This is a genomic window from Sphingobium sp. SCG-1, assembly GCF_002953135.1.
In the GTDB taxonomy this organism is placed as follows: Bacteria; Pseudomonadota; Alphaproteobacteria; order Sphingomonadales; family Sphingomonadaceae; genus Sphingobium.
In genome coordinates this window covers 19,929-40,801 of record NZ_CP026372.1, presented here as the reverse complement: position 1 = coordinate 40,801, position 20,873 = coordinate 19,929, and the positions used below count along the sequence as shown (strand labels likewise).

The window sequence follows — 20,873 nt, the reverse complement described above, 5'->3', positions numbered from 1 at the left end:
CGCCTGCGGGTAGGCTGTTCCAGAACATTTAGGGACGTCGCGCGATGGCGAAAATCAAGGGTAGTGCGGGTAAGGGGAGCAAGGGCGCAGGGTTCAAGGAACCGGTAGCCCATGCAGTTGCCAGCGATGCCCCTGCCGATATCGACATCAGCGCGGGTCAGGTCAGCAACAATTACGGCGATGCAAAGGTCGTCCAGCTTACCGACGATGGGCGCGCCATCCTTGAACGCTTCTACGGTGCGTTCAAGGCGGAGATTATCGACGTCGATGTCGTCCTGCTGTTCGAAGACGGCACGAAGATCATCATTCCCGGCATGGCGCTGGCCGTGTTTTCGGGCAACAATCCCCAACTGGTGTTCAAGGACAAGACTGTCGCCGCGGAAGCCGCCGTCGATGGCGTCGGCGAAATCAAGGAACAGGTCTCTCCGGTCAAATTCGGCTTGTCCTCGGCGTCATCCGATCAGGACGCTGACAAGAAGGCTGCGACAGACAAGGACCTTCAGGGCACCGGCATCCAGCCGTCCGATTCCGCGAAGACACAGGCGAACGCCGCTGCACAGGAGGAAAACCGACATCGTTCCGACGAAGATGCGAGCCGCCTGACACAGAAGATCAGCAGCACGTCCCCCAGCTCCAGCGCCCCGTCCAGCCCTCCGTCCGCCCGCGCCATAGAGCCTGCGCCCGATGACGCCATCGGACCGGCAGGCATCGGCAAGCTGGTGCCCAAGCTCACGTTCACGCTGTTCAACCAGGAAGGCGTCAAGACTGCCGCCGAAGCGGGCGCTACGGTCGTGCGCGGTTCTACCGGCGGCGCAACGTCGTCCACCGTGGCGAGCTATGACGCGCAGTCGGCGAAGGAACAGATCACCGGCACGGCAGGCAGTGACACGATCTATGCCGACGATCCCCGCGTGGTGCCCTCAGGCACATCGCTGCGCGTGTTGCACGTCGAAGCGATGGTGCCTGCAAAGAGCCTGCAGCTTCTTTCGATCCTGATCCCCTCGCTGCCCTCCGGCTATTCCGTCGCCAACGCAACGCAGACCGACAAAGGCTGGCTGGTGAGCCTGGACGAAGGCAAGATTACCAAGATCACCACTTTTGTCGACGCGCAGGGCAAGACCGTCAACTACCCCGCCAGCCAGTCGCATTTCACCTTCGATATCGACCTTGTGTACACACTGCCTGCCGATGGCAAGACCACGGCATCAAGCGGCTTTCAGGACGAATTCTTCCTGCCGGTGCAGCTTGGCCTGTCCACCGATGGCAAGAACAGCTCCAACAGTGTCGAAGTCTCCACGCACTTCGGCATCAAGGTCGTCAACAGCGCGTCCGACATGGTCGTCACCGATCCTGTCACGGGCGATCCGGTCTATGTCCTGTTCTCCAACCCGCCCGGCACTATCGTCACGGCGGGCGATGGCAACGATCGCATCGTCGCGGGCGCGGGCGAAGACAAGATCGATGGCGGCAGCGGCTTCGATACCGTCAGCTATGCGCAATCCAACGTCGGCGTCCATGCCGATCTCGCCACTGGCACGGGAACCAGCGGTTATGCGCGCGGCGACACCTATACCAGCATCGAGGGCCTCAGCGGATCGGCACACGACGATGAACTGATCGGCGACGCGGGCGACAACAAGCTGGACGGCGGCGCGGGTGCAGACAAACTGGAGGGCGGCGCAGGCTTCGACACGGTCGACTATTCCAAAGCAGTCAGCGGCACGTCCGGACCGGGCGTCGAGATTCATCTGGACGGCACCGTATCGCATGGCGGCGAAGCCGAAGGCGACCGTCTCACCAATATCGAGCATGTCATCGGCACGGCGCTGGACGACAAGATCATCGGCAGCAGCGCGAACGAGCAGCTTGAGGGCGCAGCAGGCAACGACATTCTCGTCGGCGGCGGTGGCGCGGACAAACTGGATGGCGGCGCGGGATTCGACATCGCGGACTATTCCGGTTCGAACGGTGCTGTCAGCGTTTCGCTGGACGGCACGCCGGGCGTCGGCGGCGATGCGCAAGGCGATATCCTCACCAACATCGAAGGGCTGACGGGCACCGCGTTCGCCGACACGCTTACGGGCGATGCGGGCGATAACGTCCTCAAAGGCGGTGCGGGCGCAGATACGATCGACGGCGGCGCAGGCACGGACTCCGTCGATTTCAACGACAGCGCCGTGGGTGTGACCGTCTATCTGAACGGTCGCGCTGGCACGGGCGGTGACGCGGAAGGCGACCGCTACAGCAATATCGAAATCCTCACCGGCTCGACCAAGGCGGATCATCTCGTCGGCGGCGCTGGCGCGGAGACATTGAAGGGCGGCCTTGGCGACGACGTGTTGGAAGGCGGCGCGGGTGCGGATACGCTGGATGGCGGCGACGGGTTTGACATTGCCAGCTATCATGACGCAGCAAACGGCGTGCGCGTGTCGCTGGACGGGTTGACGCTGGATGGCGGCGACCCGGTTGGCGACCGCTTCATCAGCATCGAAGGGCTGGAAGGATCGCGCTTCGACGATACGCTGATCGGCACGGCCGGTAGCGATACGCTGCTGGGCAATGACGGCGACGACACGCTGCTGGGTCTTGGCGGGGCAGATACGCTGGACGGTGGCGCGGGCAGTGACACCGTGGACTACAGCCTCTCGCGTTTTGCGGTGACGGTGCGTCTGGACGGCGGCATTTCCGAAGGCGGCGATGCCGATGGCGACATACTGCGCAACGTGGAGCGCGTGGTCGGCTCCTCGCTCGACGACCGGCTGATCGGCGGCGCAGGCGACGACCGGCTGGAAGGCCGTGCGGGTAACGATATTCTTAGCGGTGGCGCTGGCGCGGATATATTGCTGGGCGGTGAAGGCACCGATACGGCCGACTACAGCAGTTCGGCGGCGGGCGTTACCGTAGCGCTGGACGGTTCGGTCGGCATTGGCGGCGACGCACAGGGCGACGTGCTTTCCGGCATCGAGCGCCTGATCGGATCGGCGCAGAACGACTGGCTCACAGGCGACGATCAGGACAATATCCTTAAAGGCGGACTTGGCAATGACACGCTCGTCGGGGGCGCGGGCGCAGACCAGTTGCAGGGCGAAGACGGTTTCGACACGGTCGATTATTCGGCGGCGCAGGGTGCGGTCACGATCCGCCTGGACGGCAATGCGTCCTCGGGCGATGTGGCGCAGGGCGACAGGATTTCGGGCGTCGAACGCGCTCTGGGCAGCGCCTATGCGGATGCGCTGATCGGCGACAGCGGCGATAACACGCTGGAAGGACAAAGCGGCGACGACACGTTGCGCGGCGGGCGGGGCGCGGATCATCTGGTCGGCGGCGCAGGCATCGACGCGGCGGATTATGGCGACTCTAACACCGCTGTCACCGTCAGTCTCGCGACTGGCACGGCCAGCGGTGGCACGGCGCAGGGCGATACGTTCGATGGCGTGGAGAACCTTTCCGGCTCCGACTATGATGATCGGCTTGGCGGCGATGCTGGCGTCAATCGCCTGTCTGGCGGCGCGGGCAACGACACCTTGAGCGGTGGCGCAGGTGCGGACACGCTGGAGGGCGGCAGCGGCATCGACATTGCCGATTATTCCACATCGGGCAACGGCGTAAACATCGCACTGGACGGGTCGCTGGGCGCGGGCGGCGATGCGGCTGGCGATCGCCTGAACGATATCGAGGGCGTGACGGGCTCGGCCTTTGCCGATACGCTTACAGGCAATGACGCCGCGAACCGCCTATCGGGCGGCGCGGGTGACGATGTGCTGCGCGGCGGTCTGGGCAGCGACGAACTGATCGGCGGCGCGGGCTTCGACACTGCGGATTATTCGCAATCAGCGTCCAACATCATCATATCCAACGACGGCTCCATCGGCCTGGGCGGAGACGCGCAGGGCGATCGCCTGTCGCAGATCGAACATATCATCGGATCGGGTTTTGACGACCGGATCACGGGCAGCACCGGCAACGACACGCTGGATGGCGGTCAGGGCAACGACGTGCTGCAGGGCGGCGGCGGGGCCGACACGCTGGACGGTGGCGCGGGCATCGACATTGCCGACTACAGCCTGTCCAATGCCGGGATCGTTGCGGGCCTCGATGGTCGCGCCAACACGGGCGGCGATGCGGCGGGCGACAGCTTTACCAATGTAGAGGGTATTTCCGGCTCGTCCTTTGCCGACACGATATTCGGTTCCGCGGATGACGACGTCCTGCGCGGTCAGGGCGGCAATGACCGGCTGACGGGTTTCGCAGGCGCAGATATTCTCGACGGCGGCGCAGGCTTCGATACGGCCGATTACAGTGCGTCCGATGCGGGCGTCACGATCAATCTGGGCACCGGCAATGCCTCTGGCGGCCATGCTGCGGGCGACACGCTGACCAGCATCGAAGCGGTCGTCGGCTCCTCGTTCAACGACAGTCTGATCGGTGGAGATGGCGCGGACAGCCTTAGCGGCGATGCAGGCGATGATACGCTGGCGGGCCGTGCGGGTGCAGATATTCTGGATGGCGGCGACGGCTTCGACGTTGCCGACTATTCGGCGAGCGCCAGCGGCATCACGCTGGCCCTGGACGGCAGCGTCGGGCAGGGCGGCGATGCGGCGGGCGATGCCGTCAGCAATGTCGAGAAGATTCTCGGCTCCGAATATGCCGACACCATCACGGGCGTCGACGCGGACGAAGTGCTGGAAGGCGGCGGCGGCGCCGACAGGCTTTCGGGCGCGGGCGGTCGCGATATGCTGATCGGTGGTAGCGGCGACGACACGCTGAACGGCGGCGCAGGTGCCGACGTGATCGACGGCGGCCTTGGCACCGATATTGCCGACTATTCGGGTTCCGCCGCGGGTGTGACCATCACCCTCGATGGATCGACGGGCATTGGCGGCGACGCGGAGGGCGACGTCCTCTCCAGCATCGAAATCGTCGTGGGGTCGGCGTTTGGCGACACCCTGACTGGCGGCAGCGCAGCCGATCAGTTGGAAGGCGGCGCGGGCGACGACACATTGCGCGGTGGCGCGAACAACGACACGCTGATCGGTGGCGATGGCGACGACTTCATCGAAGGCGGCGCAGGCGGCGACACGATCGACGGCGGCGCAGGCCGCGATACCGCCGATTACAGCGCATCGGGCGCGGGCGTTAGCGTTTCGCTCGATGGATCGACCGGCCTCGGTGGCCACGCGACTGGCGACGTGCTGTCTTCGATCGAGCGCGTTATCGGCACGGCCTTTGCCGATACGCTAACCGGCGGCGCAGCCGACGAAGATCTGCTGGGCGGCGGCGGCGACGATCGCCTGGAAGGTCGCGCAGGCGCGGACCTTCTGGATGGTGGTGCGGGCACGGATACTGCCGACTACAGCGGTTCGGCACAGGGTGTGACCGTTGATCTTCTGACCGGCACCGGAACGGGCGGCGACGCGGAAGGCGACCAGCTTCTCTCGATTGAAAAGCTGATTGGTTCCTCCGGCGCTGACGTCTTGCGCGGCGCGGCGAGCGATGACGAAATTTCCGGCGGCGCGGGCGACGATCTGCTCGTCGGGCGGGAAGGCACCGACACACTCTTGGGCGGCGCAGGCAACGACACGCTGGACGGCGGCGCGGGCGCAGACTTCCTCGACGGCGGCGCGGGTTTCGACACGGTCGACTATTCCTCCTCGCTGGTTGCGATCTCGGCGGGGCTCGACGGCAGCACCGGCACAGGCGGCGACGCACAGAGCGATGTGATGACCGGCATCGAGCGATTGATCGGATCGGACTTCAACGACACGCTGACCGGCGGCCTCAACAATGACGAACTTGTCGGCGGCGCGGGTGATGACATCATCAGCGGCGCAGCGGGCAACGACACGCTCCGTGGCGGTGACGGCGACGACATATTGAGCGGCGGTAGCGGCGCGGACGTCATCGACGGCGGTGCGGGCGTCGATACGGTCGATTACTCGACCTCCACCGTGGCGGTGACGATCAACCTCGACGGATCGGCAAGCATCGGCGGCGATGCGACGGGCGACCAGTTGATCGGGATCGAGAACGTCACAGGTTCCAGCTTCGACGATATCCTGCATGGCAGCCTTGCCGACGAAGTGCTGACCGGCGGTGCGGGCGACGACATCATCACCGGTGGCGCAGGTGCGGACATATTGCGCGGCGGTAGCGGCGACGATGTGCTGGATGGCGGCGCGGGCGCCGACGATCTGCAAGGCGGAACAGGCCAGGACGTGGCGAGCTACGCCGACGCAACTGCGGGCGTTGCCGTTTCGCTTGACGGTTCGCTCGGCACGGGCGGCGATGCGACGGGCGATAGCCTCACCGATATCGAAACGCTCGAAGGATCGGCATTCGATGACGTTCTTGGCGGCGGCGCAGGCACGGACACCGTGCGCGGCGGCGCGGGTAACGACCGGCTGCTCGGCAGCACCGGCGCGGACATCGTGGACGGCGGCACCGGCTTCGACACCGTGGACTACAGTGCATCGGCCAGCGCAGTAACGATCACGCTCGACGGATCACTCGGCATTGGCGGCGACGCTTCGGGCGATCAGCTTATCAGCATCGAAGGCGTCATCGGATCGACGCTGGACGACACGATCACGGGCGGCAATCAGGCTGACATTCTGGACGGCGGCGCGGGCAACGACCGCATCGTCGGCGGTGGTGGCGATGATGATCTGCGTGGCGGCGCAGGCAATGACTTGCTCGACGGTGGCGCGGGCGCTGACCGGATCGACGGTGGCGCAGGCGTCGATACGGTGGATTATTCGACCTCGACTTCGGGCGTAAATGTTTCGGTCGATGGCTCGACCTCGACGGGCGGCGCGGCGGAAGGCGACCAGCTCAGCAATGTCGAGAATCTGATCGGTTCGGATTATAATGATGTATTGCTCGGCACGGCGGCGGCGGACACGCTGACCGGCGGCGCAGGCGACGATCGTCTGGGCGGCCGCGGCGGCGCGGATCACCTGATCGGCGGCGCAGGCTTCGACACGGCCGATTACGCCGACGCGGCTTCCGGCATCACTGTCTCCCTCGCAACCGGCACCGGCACGCAAGGCGATGCAGCAGGCGACACCCTCGACAGCATCGAACGCGTCGTCGGTTCGGGCTTTGCAGACTCCATTTCAGGTTCCTCTTCTGCCGACGTGATCGAAGGCGGCGCGGGCGCTGACAATATTTCCGGCGCGGGTGGCGACGACACGCTGCTAGGTGGCGCGGGCGACGACATCATCGACGGTGGTACGGGTGCGGATAGCATCGATGGCGGCACTGGCGCCGATACTGTAGACTACGCCGCATCAGGCACAGGCGTTCAGGTCAGCCTCAACGGCGGCGCAAGCTTCGGCGGGCTCGCCGAAGGCGACATGCTGACCAGCATCGAGATCGTGTCTGGATCGGCCTTTGCCGACATCATCAACGGCTCCGCGGCGGACGAGCAACTGCGCGGGAACGCAGGCGACGACATCCTGCGGGGCGGCGCAGGCGCGGACGTCCTCGACGGCGGGGCAGGCACCGATACGGCGGACTATTCGCTTGCCGGCGCGGGCGTGGCGCTGAACCTCGCGACGGGCGGCACTGGTGGCGATGCGACCGGCGACAGCTTCGTCAATATCGAGATCGTCGAGGGCAGTAGCTTTGCCGACACGATCGGCGGCTCGGCAAACAATGACGACTTGCGCGGCAATGGCGGAGATGACGTGCTGCAAGGCGGCGCGGGCAGCGACACGCTGGACGGCGGCACGGGCGACGACATCCTGAACGGCGGCGCAGGCGCGGACATGCTGCAGGGCGGCGCGGGCAGCGATACGGCGGACTATTCCACTTCGACCGGCGCGATCAACATCAATCTCGATGGCTCGCTTTCGGCGGGCGGCGACGCGCAGGGCGACACGCTCTCCTCCATCGAGAACGTCATCGGCTCGGCGCTGGACGACACGGTCACCGGCACCAGCCAGAATGAGACGCTGGACGGCGGCGCGGGCAACGACATTCTGCGCGGCAATGCCGGGTCCGACACGCTGATCGGCGGGGCGGGGGACGATCTCCTGCTCGGCGGCGCAGGCGCGGATACTCTGGTCGGCGGCGCGGGCTTCGACACCACCAGCTATGCAGGCTCCAGCGCAGGCGTGAACGTGCGCCTGGATGGCGGTCCCAGCACCGGCGGCGATGCGGAGGGCGATGTGCTTTCCGACGTCGAGGGTGTGACGGGTTCGGCGCAGGGCGACGTCATCATCGGCGGCAACGCCAATGATGTGCTGGATGGCGCGGCAGGCGACGACAGTGTTACCGGCGGCGCAGGGGACGACATGCTGAGCGGCGGCACCGGCGACGATATCCTCGTCGGTGGTCTTGGCGCGGATAGCATGGACGGCGGTGGCGGCACCGATACGGTGAGCTATGCGGCGGCTACAACAGGCGTTGCGATCGGCCTCAACGGTGCAGCGGGCACGGCAGGCGAAGCGTTGGGCGATACGCTGACGAACGTGGAACGCCTGATAGGTTCGGCCTTTGCCGACACGCTGGTCGGCGGCGCGGGCGTTGAAACCCTGTCGGGCGGTGCGGGCGACGATACCCTGCTGGGCAGCGCAGGCGCGGACACGCTCGACGGTGAAGGCGGATTCGATACGGCAAGCTATGCAGGTTCGGGTGCGGCGGTTACCGCCTATCTTGACGGACGCGCGGGTAGCGGTGGCGATGCGGCGGGCGATGTGCTGCTCAATATGGAGCGGCTGGTCGGATCAGCCAATAGCGACACGCTGATCGGCGGATCGCTGGCCGACAGCATCGACGGCGGCGCGGGCGATGACCAGATTCGGGGAGCGGGCGGCAACGATAACCTGGCTGGTGGCGCAGGTGACGACACGATCCTGGGCGGCGATGGCGCGGATGCGATCGACGGCGGCGCGGGCACGGACATTGCAAGCTATGCCGACTCGACTTCGGCAGTGACCGTGGGACTGGATGGCGTCGCCGGCACAGGCGGCACGGCGCAGGGCGATACGCTGACCGGCGTCGAAGTCCTGCTCGGCTCTGACTATAGCGACACTCTGCGGGGCGGCGCAGGCGCCGACACATTGCGCGGCGGACTGGGCGACGACACTCTGCGCGGCGACGCAGGCGACGATGTGCTGGATGGTGGTGTCGGCGACGATACGGCGGATTACTCGACCTCGGTGCAGAGCGTCACTGTCGGCCTCGACGGCAGCACCGGCATTGGCGGCGACGCGGCAGGCGACACGCTCTCCAGCATCGAACGCATTGTCGGATCGGCACAGGCGGATCGGCTGATCGGCGGCATGAACAGCGAAACGCTGGATGGCGGCGCAGGCAACGACGTACTCGTCGGCAGCCTCGGCAACGATACGCTGATCGGCGGCGCGGGCATCGACACGGCGGATTACTCCGCGTCGAGCGCAGGTGTTACCATCGGCCTCGACGGCAGCTTCGGCTCCAGCGGCGACGCGTCGGGCGACCGCCTCACGCAGATCGAACGGATCGTTGGTTCCGCACAAGGCGACACGCTCTCCGGCTCCACCGGCAACGACATATTGGAAGGCAATGCAGGCAATGACAGCCTGTCGGGCGGCGCGGGCAATGACAGCCTGATCGGCGGCGCGGGCGATGACGTCATGGTCGGCGACGCGGGCGCAGATGCGTTCGATGGCGGTAGCGGAATCGATACCGTCAGCTTCGCAGGTGCTGCGAGCGGCGTCAGCATCGACCTGGCGGCAGGCACCGGAACAGGCAGCGACGCACAGGGCGACAGCTTCGCCAGCGTCGAACATGTCATCGGTTCCGACTTCGACGACACCGTGGCGGGATCGGCAGCCGACGAAATCATAGAAGGCGGTGCAGGCGCGGACACCCTCACGGGCGCTGCAGGCGCGGATTCGATCGATGGTGGGATGGGCGACGACATATTGGCGGGCGGCATCGGCGCGGACATGCTGGACGGTGGCGCTGGGTTCGATACGGCCGACTATTCGACGTCTACGGCGGGCATTCAGGTCATTCTGGATGGCTCCAGCGCTTCGGGTGGCGACGCACAGGGTGACACCCTCGTTCGCATAGAGCGTGTGGTCGGCACGGCGTTCGACGATATCATCACAGGCGGCTCTGCTGGCGAAACGCTGGAAGGTGCGGGCGGCGACGACACGCTGACCGGCAATGGCGGCGGCGACACGCTGCGCGGCGGATTGGGCAACGATATCCTGCGCGGCGGTACGGGCGCGGATGTCCTAGACGGCGGCGCGGGCACCGATACCGCAGACTATAGCGCATCGGACACGGCAGTCACGGTCACGCTGGACGGATCGACTGGCATCGGCGGCGACGCACAGGGCGACAACTATGTGAGCATTGAACGCGTGCTGGGTTCCGGCGATGGCGACGCGCTGACCGGCGGCACCGGCAACGATATTCTTTCGGGTCAGGCTGGCGACGACGTGCTCTCGGGTGCGGCAGGCAATGACACGCTTTCGGGCGGCTCGGGCGACGATATGCTGACCGGCGGCGCAGGCGCGGACAGCATCGATGGCGGCACCGGCATCGACACCGTAAGCTATGCCGGGTCGGCGCAGGGTGTGACTGCCTCCTTGGGAGGCACCGCCGGCGTAGGCGGCGACGCGGCGGGCGATGTCATCACCAATGCGGAGACGCTCGAAGGTTCGGCCTTTGCCGACACGCTATATGGCCGTGTCGGGGCTGACGCCCTGATCGGCGGAGCGGGCAACGACACGCTGGTCGGCAGTGCGGGCGCAGACGCCCTCGATGGCGGCGCGGGCACTGACACGGCGGACTATTCGGCGTCGGCCTCGGGCGTTACCGTCAATCTGGACGGCTCCGTCTCGCTGGGCGGCGATGCGGCAGGCGATACCCTCAATAATGTCGAACGCGTTATCGGCTCGTTGAATGCCGACACGCTGAACGGCACCGATGCGGCGGACACGCTGGAAGGCAATGACGGCGCGGATACGCTGATCGGCGGCGCGGGCAACGACAGCCTCCTCGGTGGCGCAGGCGATGACCTTTTGCTGGGCGGCACGGGCGCGGATGCCCTCGACGGTGGCGCAGGCTTCGACACGGCAAGCTATGCCAACAGCGCCAGCGCCGTGAATGTCGGCCTTGATGGCGGCGCGCAGACGGGTGGCGAAGCGGCGGGCGACACGCTCGCCAATGTCGAGCGGCTGATCGGTTCAGCCTTTGCCGACACATTGCGCGGCGGCGCTGCGGCGGAGAGCATCTCGGGCGGCGACGGCGACGATACGATCCTGGGTTCCGCAGGCGCGGACACGCTCGACGGCAATACGGGCTTCGACACGGTCGATTACTCGGCGTCCAGCGCAGGCGTCACCATCGGCCTTGGCGGTGCGGCGGGCGTCGGCGGCGATGCGCAGGGCGATCAACTGACCTCGATCGAACGGATCATCGGGTCGGGCCAGGCGGACGTCCTGACCGGCGCAACAGCGAACGACACGCTGATTGGCGGCGCGGGCGCGGACATCATCTCGGGCGGCTTCGGCAATGATGACCTTCAGGGCGGCACTGGCGACGACACGCTGACGGGCGGCGCAGGCGCGGACAGCCTCGACGGCGGCGCGGGCGTCGACACGGCGGATTACACTGCGTCGGTTGGTGCAGTGTCGGTCAACCTCGATGGCCTCGCCAGCAGCGGCGGCGATGCCGATGGCGATATGCTGACCAGCATCGAACGCGTCCTCGGATCGGCGCAGTCCGACACCATCCATGGCGGCACTGCCGATGAATCGCTCTACGGCAATGGCGGCGACGACATGCTCGTCGGCGGCGCAGGCGCGGATCGCCTCGAGGGCGGCGCAGGCACCGATACCGCGGATTACACCGGCGCGACCGGCGGCGTTACTGTCGCCCTCGACGGCACCGCCAGCACGGGTGCGGAAGCGGCGGGCGACACGCTCTTCACGATCGAGCGACTGCTGGGTTCGACCTTCGACGATACGCTCGGCGGATCCACCGGCGACGATACGTTGATCGGCAACGCTGGCGCTGACACGCTTTCCGGCGGGGTCGGTGACGACGTACTGGCGGGCGGCGCGGGCGACGACACGTTGATCGGTGGCGCAGGCGCGGACCAGTTCGATGGCGGCACCGGCTTCGACACCGCAAGCTACAGCGGCGCGTTAAGCGCGGTTACGGTTTATCTGGACGGCACATCGGGCAGCCGTGGCGATGCGGCGGGCGATGTGCTCGTCAGCATCGAACAGCTTGTCGGCTCGGCCTTCGACGATCGCCTGTTCGGCGGCAACGGGGCGGAAACGATCCTGGGCGGCGCGGGCGCGGACGTGGTTCAGGGCGGCGGCGGCGATGATATCCTGCGTGGGCAGGACGGCAACGACATACTGACCGGCGGCCTCGGCGCGGACATCATCGACGGCGGCCTCGGCACCGACACCGCGACTTATGCGACATCGCTCTCGGGCGTGACGCTCTACATGGACGGCACGCTCTCGGTCGGCGGCGACGCCGATGGCGATGTGCTGACCTCTATCGAATCGGTGATCGGCTCCAGCCTGTCCGACACGATCTACGGATCGTCAGGGAACGATCAGGTGGATGCTGGCGCGGGCGACGACATCCTCTACAGCAGCGCGGGCGCGGACAGCCTGACCGGTGGCAGCGGCTTCGACATCGTCGATTATTCGAACAATGCCGTCGCCGTGACGGTCTATATGGATGGCACGGCCTCGACCGGCGGCTTCGCGGCGGGCGATGTCCTGATCGGCATCGAGCAAGTCATTGGCACGAGCCAGAATGACAGCATATCCGGCTCCGCCAATGCCGATACGATCCTTGGCGGCGCGGGCGACGACTTACTAACCGGCGCGGCGGGCAATGACAGCCTTTCGGGCGGCCTTGGCGACGATACGCTGATCGGCGGCACCGGCTCCGACGCTCTGGACGGCGGCGCGGGCACCGACACGGCGAGCTATGCAGGTGCGGCGGCGGGCGTGATCGTCCGCATGGACGGCGTTGCGAGCGGCGGCGGCGAAGCGCTGGGCGACACGCTGACCAACATCGAACGCGTCATCGGTTCGGCCTTTGCCGACACCGTCAGCGGCAGCTCGGGCAACGACCGTATCGAGGGCGGCGCAGGCGACGACATTCTTCAGGGTCTCGATGGCCTCGACCAGCTTTTCGGCGATGGCGGCAACGATACGCTCTCCGGCGGCCTCGGCGCGGATGCGCTGGACGGTGGCGCGGGCACGGACACAGCGGATTATTCGAACTCGGCGGTGGGCGTCACTGCCTATCTCGACGGCACGGCAGGCGTTGGCGGAGAAGCGGCTGGCGACACCCTCACAAACATCGAGTCATTGCGCGGCTCGGCCAATGCCGACGCGCTTTATGGCAGCACGGGCAATGACAGCCTGATCGGCAACTCCGGCGACGATATGCTGGTCGGCGGCGCAGGCGCGGACGCATTGTCCGGTGGCGACGGCTTCGACACGGCGTCTTATGCGGCATCCGCAGCGGCTGTTACGGTGAACTTAGCAACGGGCCTCGGCACAGGCGGGGACGCACAGGGCGACACGCTCTCGGCTATCGAGCAGGTCATCGGTTCGGCAAACAACGACACGCTGATCGGCTCGGCCAATGTCGATACGCTGCGCGGGGGCGATGGCAATGACAGCCTGGACGGCGGCGCAGGCGGCGATACTCTCGACGGTGACGCAGGTGACGATACGCTCGTGGGCGGGCAGGGCAGCGATACACTGGATGGCGGCGCAGGCACCGACACGGCCGACTATTCCGCATCGACGGCGGCAGTCACCGTTTACAACAACGGCATAGATCAGGGCGCAGGCGGCAGTGCCACGGGCGACACGCTCGTCAACATCGAGCGCATATTGGGTTCGGCGTTCGGCGATACGCTGATCGGCGGCGCGAGTGCAGACATCCTGATCGGTCAGGATGGCAACGACACGATCGAAGGCGGCGCGGGCGCGGACACGATCGACGGCGGTATCGGCACCGACACCGCGTCCTACGAACATGCGACGAGCGGCGTCACCGTCAGCCTCGCCACCAACAGCGGCACCGCTGGCGAAGCCAATGGCGACACGCTGGTATCGATCGAGCGGCTGCTCGGGTCGGATTACGCCGACACCCTGAGCGGCGGCTCTGGAGCGGAAACGCTCGACGGCGGCGCGGGCGACGACATGCTGGTCGGCAGCGCGGGTGCAGACACATTGACCGGCGGCGCGGGCTTCGACACCGCAAGCTATGCGGCGGCAGGCGCGGGCGTCACCGTCAATCTCGACGGGTCGTCCAGCAGCGGCGACATCGCCGCCGGGGACCGCCTGACCGGCGTGGAATCCGTTATCGGTTCGGGCTTTGCCGACACCATCACTGGCACCTTCTCGGATGATACGCTGCTTGGCGGCAATGGCGACGATGTGCTGTCCGGCGGCACCGGCACCGACATCCTGCAAGGCGAAGCGGGCAACGACACGTTGCGTGGCGACGGCGGCGCGGATCAGCTCGACGGTGGTCTCGGCACCGATACCGTCAGCTATTCGACCTCCGGCGCGGCCGTCACCATCGACCTGACGCAGGGCACCGCTTCGGGCGGCGACGCGCAGGGCGACACCTTCGTCAGTATTGAGCGGTTCGTCGGATCCCGGCTTGGCGACATCATGGTCGGTGGCACGGGTGCGGACAATTTCGATGGCTTCGACGGCGACGACCTGTTGCGCGGCGACGCAGGCGACGATGTGCTCACCGGCGGCATCGGCGACGATATCCTGATCGGCGGCGCAGGCGCAGACACGCTGGCCGGCGGCAGCGGCATCGACACGGCGGACTATTCGGCGTCCACTGCTGTCACGATCCGCATCACCGGCACGTCCAGCGGCGGCGACGCCGAAGGCGACACCATGTCAGGCATCGAGAAGGTAATCGGCTCGGCCTATGCCGACCGCTTCGAAGGCGGCAGCGGCGATGAAGATCTGACCGGCGCAGCGGGCGATGACATCTTCATCACCAGCGCGGGCGCGGACATCTATCGCGGCGATGGCGGCAGCGACACAGTCGATTACTCGGCATCCCTGTCCAGCGGCATGAAAATCTATCTCGACGGCAGCTTCGGCACCGGCGGCGATGCAGCGGGCGATCAAATCTTCAACGTGGAAGTCGTCATCGGTTCGGGCCAGAACGACGAGATCACCGCCAATGCCAGCGGTTCGACGATATCGGCAGGCGCAGGCGACGACTTCCTGTTCGGCGCAGGCGGCGCGGACATATTGAACGGTGGTGATGGCAACGACACCATCGCCAGCGGCCTTGGCGCGGATCAGATCATCGGCGGCAATGGCACCGACACAGCCGACTATCGCAACAGCGGCGCGGCGGTCACGATCGCCAACGACGGCACGGCAGGATCGGGCGGCTGGGCGGCAGGCGACACGCTGGCGGGCATCGAGCGGATCGAAGGCTCGCTGAGCTACGGCGATACGCTGCGCGGCGGCACGCTGGCGGCGACAGTCTTGTGGGGTTGGGGCGGCAACGATACCTTCGTCAGCTTCTCGCAAGCCGACAGCATCGACGGCGGCGCAGGCACCGACACGATCGACTATAGCGGCTCCAACGCAGCCGTGACGGTTCGCCTGGACGGTACAGCCTCTGCGGGCGGCACCGCGGCGGGCGACATGATCCTCTTGGTCGAGCATGTTATCGGTTCCGCTTATGCCGACACGATCTATGGCACGGGCGTCAACGAGTCGCTCGAAGGCGGCGCGGGCGACGACACCCTGATCGGCGGATCTGGCGCGGACACGCTGGATGGCGGCGCAGGCTTCGACACGGCGGATTACTCCTCCTCCGGCGGCATTTCGGTGCGCATGGACGGAACCGCGGGCACAGCAGGCGACGCCAACGGCGATATCCTGATCGGCATCGAGAAGGTCGTGGGATCGGCGTTGGCCGACATCATTATAGGTTCCACCAATGCCGACACTATCGTCGGCGGTGATGGCGACGATGTGATCCGCCCCGGTTTGGGCGCGGATACGCTTGATGGCGGCAATGGCTTTGACACCGTCGATTATAGCGGCTCGGCGACGGGCCTGACGGTGAACCTCACCAATGCAGCGCTCTCCACCGGGCTCGCGCAAGGCGACACGTTCGTCAGCATCGAGAATTACCAGCTCTCCGGCCTCAACGACATCTTCGTGGGATCGGTGAACGCGGAAACCGTGCTCGGCAATGCTGGCGATGATTCGCTGAGCGGCGGTGGCGGGGACGACAGGCTGGAGGGCGGTGACGGCAACGATACGCTGATCGGCGGCGCGGGTGCGGACACGATGCTGGGCGGCCTTGGCACCGATACCGTCGATTATAGCGCCAGCGCGGCAGGGATTTCCATCAACCTCGGCAGCGGCACCGCCAATAGCGGCGGCGACGCGCAGGGCGACATATTCTCCGATCAGTCGATCGAGAATGCGATCGGGTCTGCCAACGCTGACTATATCGTCGGATCAGGTGTCGCGAACAACATTCAGGGCGGCGCAGGCGACGACACGATCCTGGGCGGCGCAGGCGCTGACATTCTGGACGGTGGCGCGGGTGTGGATACCGTAAGCTACGCCAATTTCAACGGCATCACCGTCTCGCTCGCAGCGACGGGCACGACCGGCGATAGCGACAAGCTCACCAATTTCGAGAACCTGATCGGATCGGGCGGCAACGATACGCTGAGCGGCGACAACAATGCGAACACGATCTACGGCGGCAATGGCGCCGACACGATCAATGGCGCAGGCGGCATCGACACCATCTATGGTGAAGACGGCAATGACGTGATCGACGGCGGCGCAGGCGCGGACGTTCTCGACGGCGGCCTCGGCATCAACACAGTCACCTATATCTCGGCACTGTCGGCCGTGTCTGCTTCGCTGCTGACCGGCACCGGCACGCTGGGCGACGCCAATGGCGACACGCTGACCAGCTTCGTCAACCTGAATGGCTCGAACTATGCCGACACGCTGGTGGCCAATGCGGCGCAGAACACCATCAACGGCAATGACGGCGACGACATCATAGACGGCGGCGCGGACAACGACACGCTGAATGGCGGCAATGGCAACGACACCATCCTTGGCGGGCAGGGCACCGATAAGATGGATGGCGGTGCTGGCACCGATACCGTCGACTATAGCCTGAGCGGTGCGGCGGTGAACGTCGACATGAACCTCAATAGCGCCACGGGTGGCGATGCGCTGGCCGATACCTTCGCCAACATCGAGAATCTGACTGGCTCGGCCTATAGCGACTATCTGGTTGGCACGTCGGGCAACAACGTTCTGACCGGTGGCGACGGCAACGACCAGCTTTCGGGCCTCGCGGGGAACGACACGCTGCTGGGCGGTATTGGCAATGACATCATCAGCGGTGGCGCGGGCGCGGACATCATCGATGGCGGCACCGGCACCAACACGCTGTATTTCGGCACGAACCCCGGCAACCCGGCCGCGTCTTCCGCAACTGTAGGCGTGACCGTTTATCTGAACGGCACGACCGTCGGCGTCGGCGGTGACGCGGCGGGCGACACCTACACTAATATCCAGATCGTTTATCTCACTGGCTTTGACGACAAGGCCTACGGCACCGGCGCGGACGAATGGTTCCGTGGTCTTGGCGGCGCGGATACGATCGACGGCGGCGCAGGCACTGACACGGCTTCCTATCTCGGCGGCACCACTGGCGTCACCATCGGTCTCAATGGCGTTGTCGGTGTCGGTGGAGAAGCGCAGGGCGACATCCTCACCAACATCGAAAATCTTCTCGGCACCAATTACGACGACATCCTGTCGGGCAATGCCAGCGCCAACCAGATCTTCGGCAATGACGGCGCGGATATCATCAAGGGCGATGCGGGCGCGGATGCAATGGACGGCGGCATTGGCCGCGACACCGTCGATTATTCGACATCCTCTGCCGCCGTTACCGTCCGTCTGGATACCGGCGCGGGCTCTGGCGGAGACGCCGCAGGCGACACTTACGCCAATATGGAAAACGCGACCGGCAGTGGCGGCGCAGACTTCCTGTATGGTACCAGCGGCGACAATGTGCTAACCGGAAATGCGGGCGACGACTTCATGCATGGCGGCGCAGGCGCGGATCAGTTGAATGGCGGTGGAGGCATCGACACGGCGGATTATTCGGACTCCGGTTCCGCCGTGACGCTCTATCTGGACGGCACGACCTCAGCTAATGGCGACGCGCAGGGCGACGTGCTGCTGTCGATCGAAACCGCGATCGGTTCGGGCTATGCGGATACCATCATCGGCTCCAACGCCAATGAAACGCTGAATGGCGACGGCGGTGACGATACGATCCAGGGTAACGTCGGCGACGATGTTGTGAACGGCGACGGCGGCAACGATTTGCTCTCGGGCGGATCGGGCGCGGATACCATGGACGGCGGCGCGGGAACCGACACGGCGACGTACGCGACGTCCACGGCGGGCGTGACGGTATACCTCGACGGCGTGACCCTGGGTGTCGGCGGGGAAGCCGCAGGCGACAAGTTGAGCAACATCGAAAACCTGATCGGCTCTGGCTTCGATGACGTGCTGTACGGCACGGCGGGCAGCCAGACGCTGACCGGCGGCAGCGGCAGCGACATATTGATCGGCGGCGCGGGTGCGGATACGCTGGACGGCGGGATCGGCACCGACAGTGTTTCCTACGTGACATCGGGCGCAGGCATCACCGCCAGCTTTGCCAGCGGCACGCTGGTCGTCAGCGGCAGCGATGCGTCGGGCGACATATTCGTCTCGATCGAAGGATTGATCGGCACCAAATTCGCCGATAGCCTCACCGGCGGCGCGGGCAGCGAGATGCTCGACGGCGGCGCAGGCGACGACACGATCTACGGCAGTGCAGGTTCGGACGCGCTCATTGGCGGTAGCGACAACGACACGATCAACTATGCCGCATCGGGCAGCGCTGTCACCGTGAAGCTCGACGGCACAGCCGGAACGGGCGGCGATGCGGCGGGCGATGTGCTGACAGGCTTCGAGATCGTGGTCGGCAGCAACTATGGCGACTCGCTGTTCGGTGCGGCAGGCAACGAAACGCTTTATGGTGGCGACGGCAATGATACGCTGACCGGCGGCGCAGGCGCGGACGCGCTCGACGGCGGCGCAGGCACCGACACGGCAAGCTATGCGTCTTCGGCCTCGGGCGTCAACGCATACCTCAACGGCACGACCGGCTCAGGCGGCGACGCGCAGAACGACACGCTGACGGCCATCGAGAACCTTGTCGGCTCGGCATTCGGCGACTTGCTGGTGGGTGACGCTGGCGTCAACACGCTCGATGGCGGCACCGGCATTGGCAATGATGTTCTGGTCGGCGGCGCAGGCGGAGACGTGCTGATCGGCGGCCTCGGATCGGACACTGCGAGTTATGCGGGAGCAGGCGGCGGGGTCGTGGCGAACCTCGCCAATAGCGCCGCGAACACCGGCGACGCGGCAAGCGACAGCTATAACAGCATCGAGAATCTGATCGGCTCCTCCAACGCCGACACCCTGACTGGCGATAGCGGCGCGAACAGCCTGGATGGCGGCAATGGCGATGACACGTTGATCGGCGGCGCAGGCGGGGACGTTCTGAACGGCGGTTCGGGCACCGATACGGCGGATTATTCCAGCGCCGGGGCTGCGGTCACGGTCTATATGGATGGCACCCTTGGCACTGGCTCCGATGCGGCGGGTGACAGCCTGTCGGGTATCGAGGTCATCATCGGCTCCGCCTTTGCAGATACGCTGCTGGGTGATTCGGGCGCGAACACGCTGATCGGTGGCCTTGGCGATGACGTCCTGCTTGGCGGCCTCGGCGCGGACACGCTGAACGGCGGCGGCGGCACCGATACCGCCAGCTATGCGAACGCCGCGTCTGGCGTCACCGCCAACCTCGGCAACAGCCTCGCCAATACCGGCGAAGCGACGAATGACAGTTATACTAGCATAGAGAACCTAATCGGCTCTGCCTTTGCCGATTTGCTCAGCGGCGACGCAGGGGCGAACGCGCTCTATGGTGGCGGTGCCGACGACACGCTGCATGGCGGCGCGGGCGCGGACATCCTCGACGGCGGCGCGGGCAATGACATCGCCAGCTACGCCAGCGCGGCGTCCGGCGTGGTCGCAAGCCTTGCGAACAACGCTTCGAACACGGGCGATGCGGCGGGCGATAGCTATGTCTCGATCGAGCATCTGACTGGCTCGGCCTATGCTGATACCCTGACGGGCAATGGCTCGGCCAACATCCTCAACGGCGGTGCGGGTAACGATACGCTGGTCGGCGGGGGCGGCGCGGATACGCTGATTGGCGGCGCAGACATCGACACGGCGGACTATTCCAGCGCCTCGTCGGCCATCGCGCTGAACCTTAGCAGCGCGACCGGCACGGGATCGCTCGGCGACGCTTCGGGCGATACACTGAACGGTATTGAGAAGGTGGTGGGCAGCAACTTCAACGACGGCTTCACGCTCAACCTGGCGCAAAACTGGTCGGTTGACGGCGGTAGCGGTTACGACACCGTGACGCTGGCGAACAACAGCGGCACCGTAAACGGCGCGAGCCTGCTCAGCGTCCTCACGCATACCGAGCAGATCGACTTCAGCAGCACCGGCACACAAGGCAATCTGACCATCGACTCCAATTTCATTCAGTCGATCGTCGGCAGCGGCAATACTTCGCATCTGACCGTGGACTTCGACGCCAACGATACACTCACCATGAGCGGTTCGGCGCATTACACGCAGGCTGGCGGGGAATATACGCTGTACAGCGATGCAAGCCTGACGACGGAAGTGGCGCGCCTCAGCGTCATATAATCG

The 20,873-nt window shown here is 65.8% G+C and carries 1 protein-coding gene; it reads left to right on the top strand.

The window, feature by feature from the left end:
• Positions 1 to 44 precede the first annotated feature (44 nt).
• The gene (locus C1T17_RS00110) at positions 45 to 20,870 is read left to right on the top strand and encodes a hypothetical protein (RefSeq protein ID WP_104951661.1); all 20,826 of its coding nucleotides are present in this window, start codon (positions 45 to 47) and stop codon (positions 20,868 to 20,870) included.
• The last annotated feature ends 3 nt before the right edge of the window (positions 20,871 to 20,873 follow it).

Excerpts from the sequence above, each read along its gene's own strand:
- C1T17_RS00110 (WP_104951661.1), top strand. The coding sequence starts at position 45 with ATGGCGAAAATCAAGGGTAGTGCGGGTAAGGGGAGCAAGGGCGCAGGG.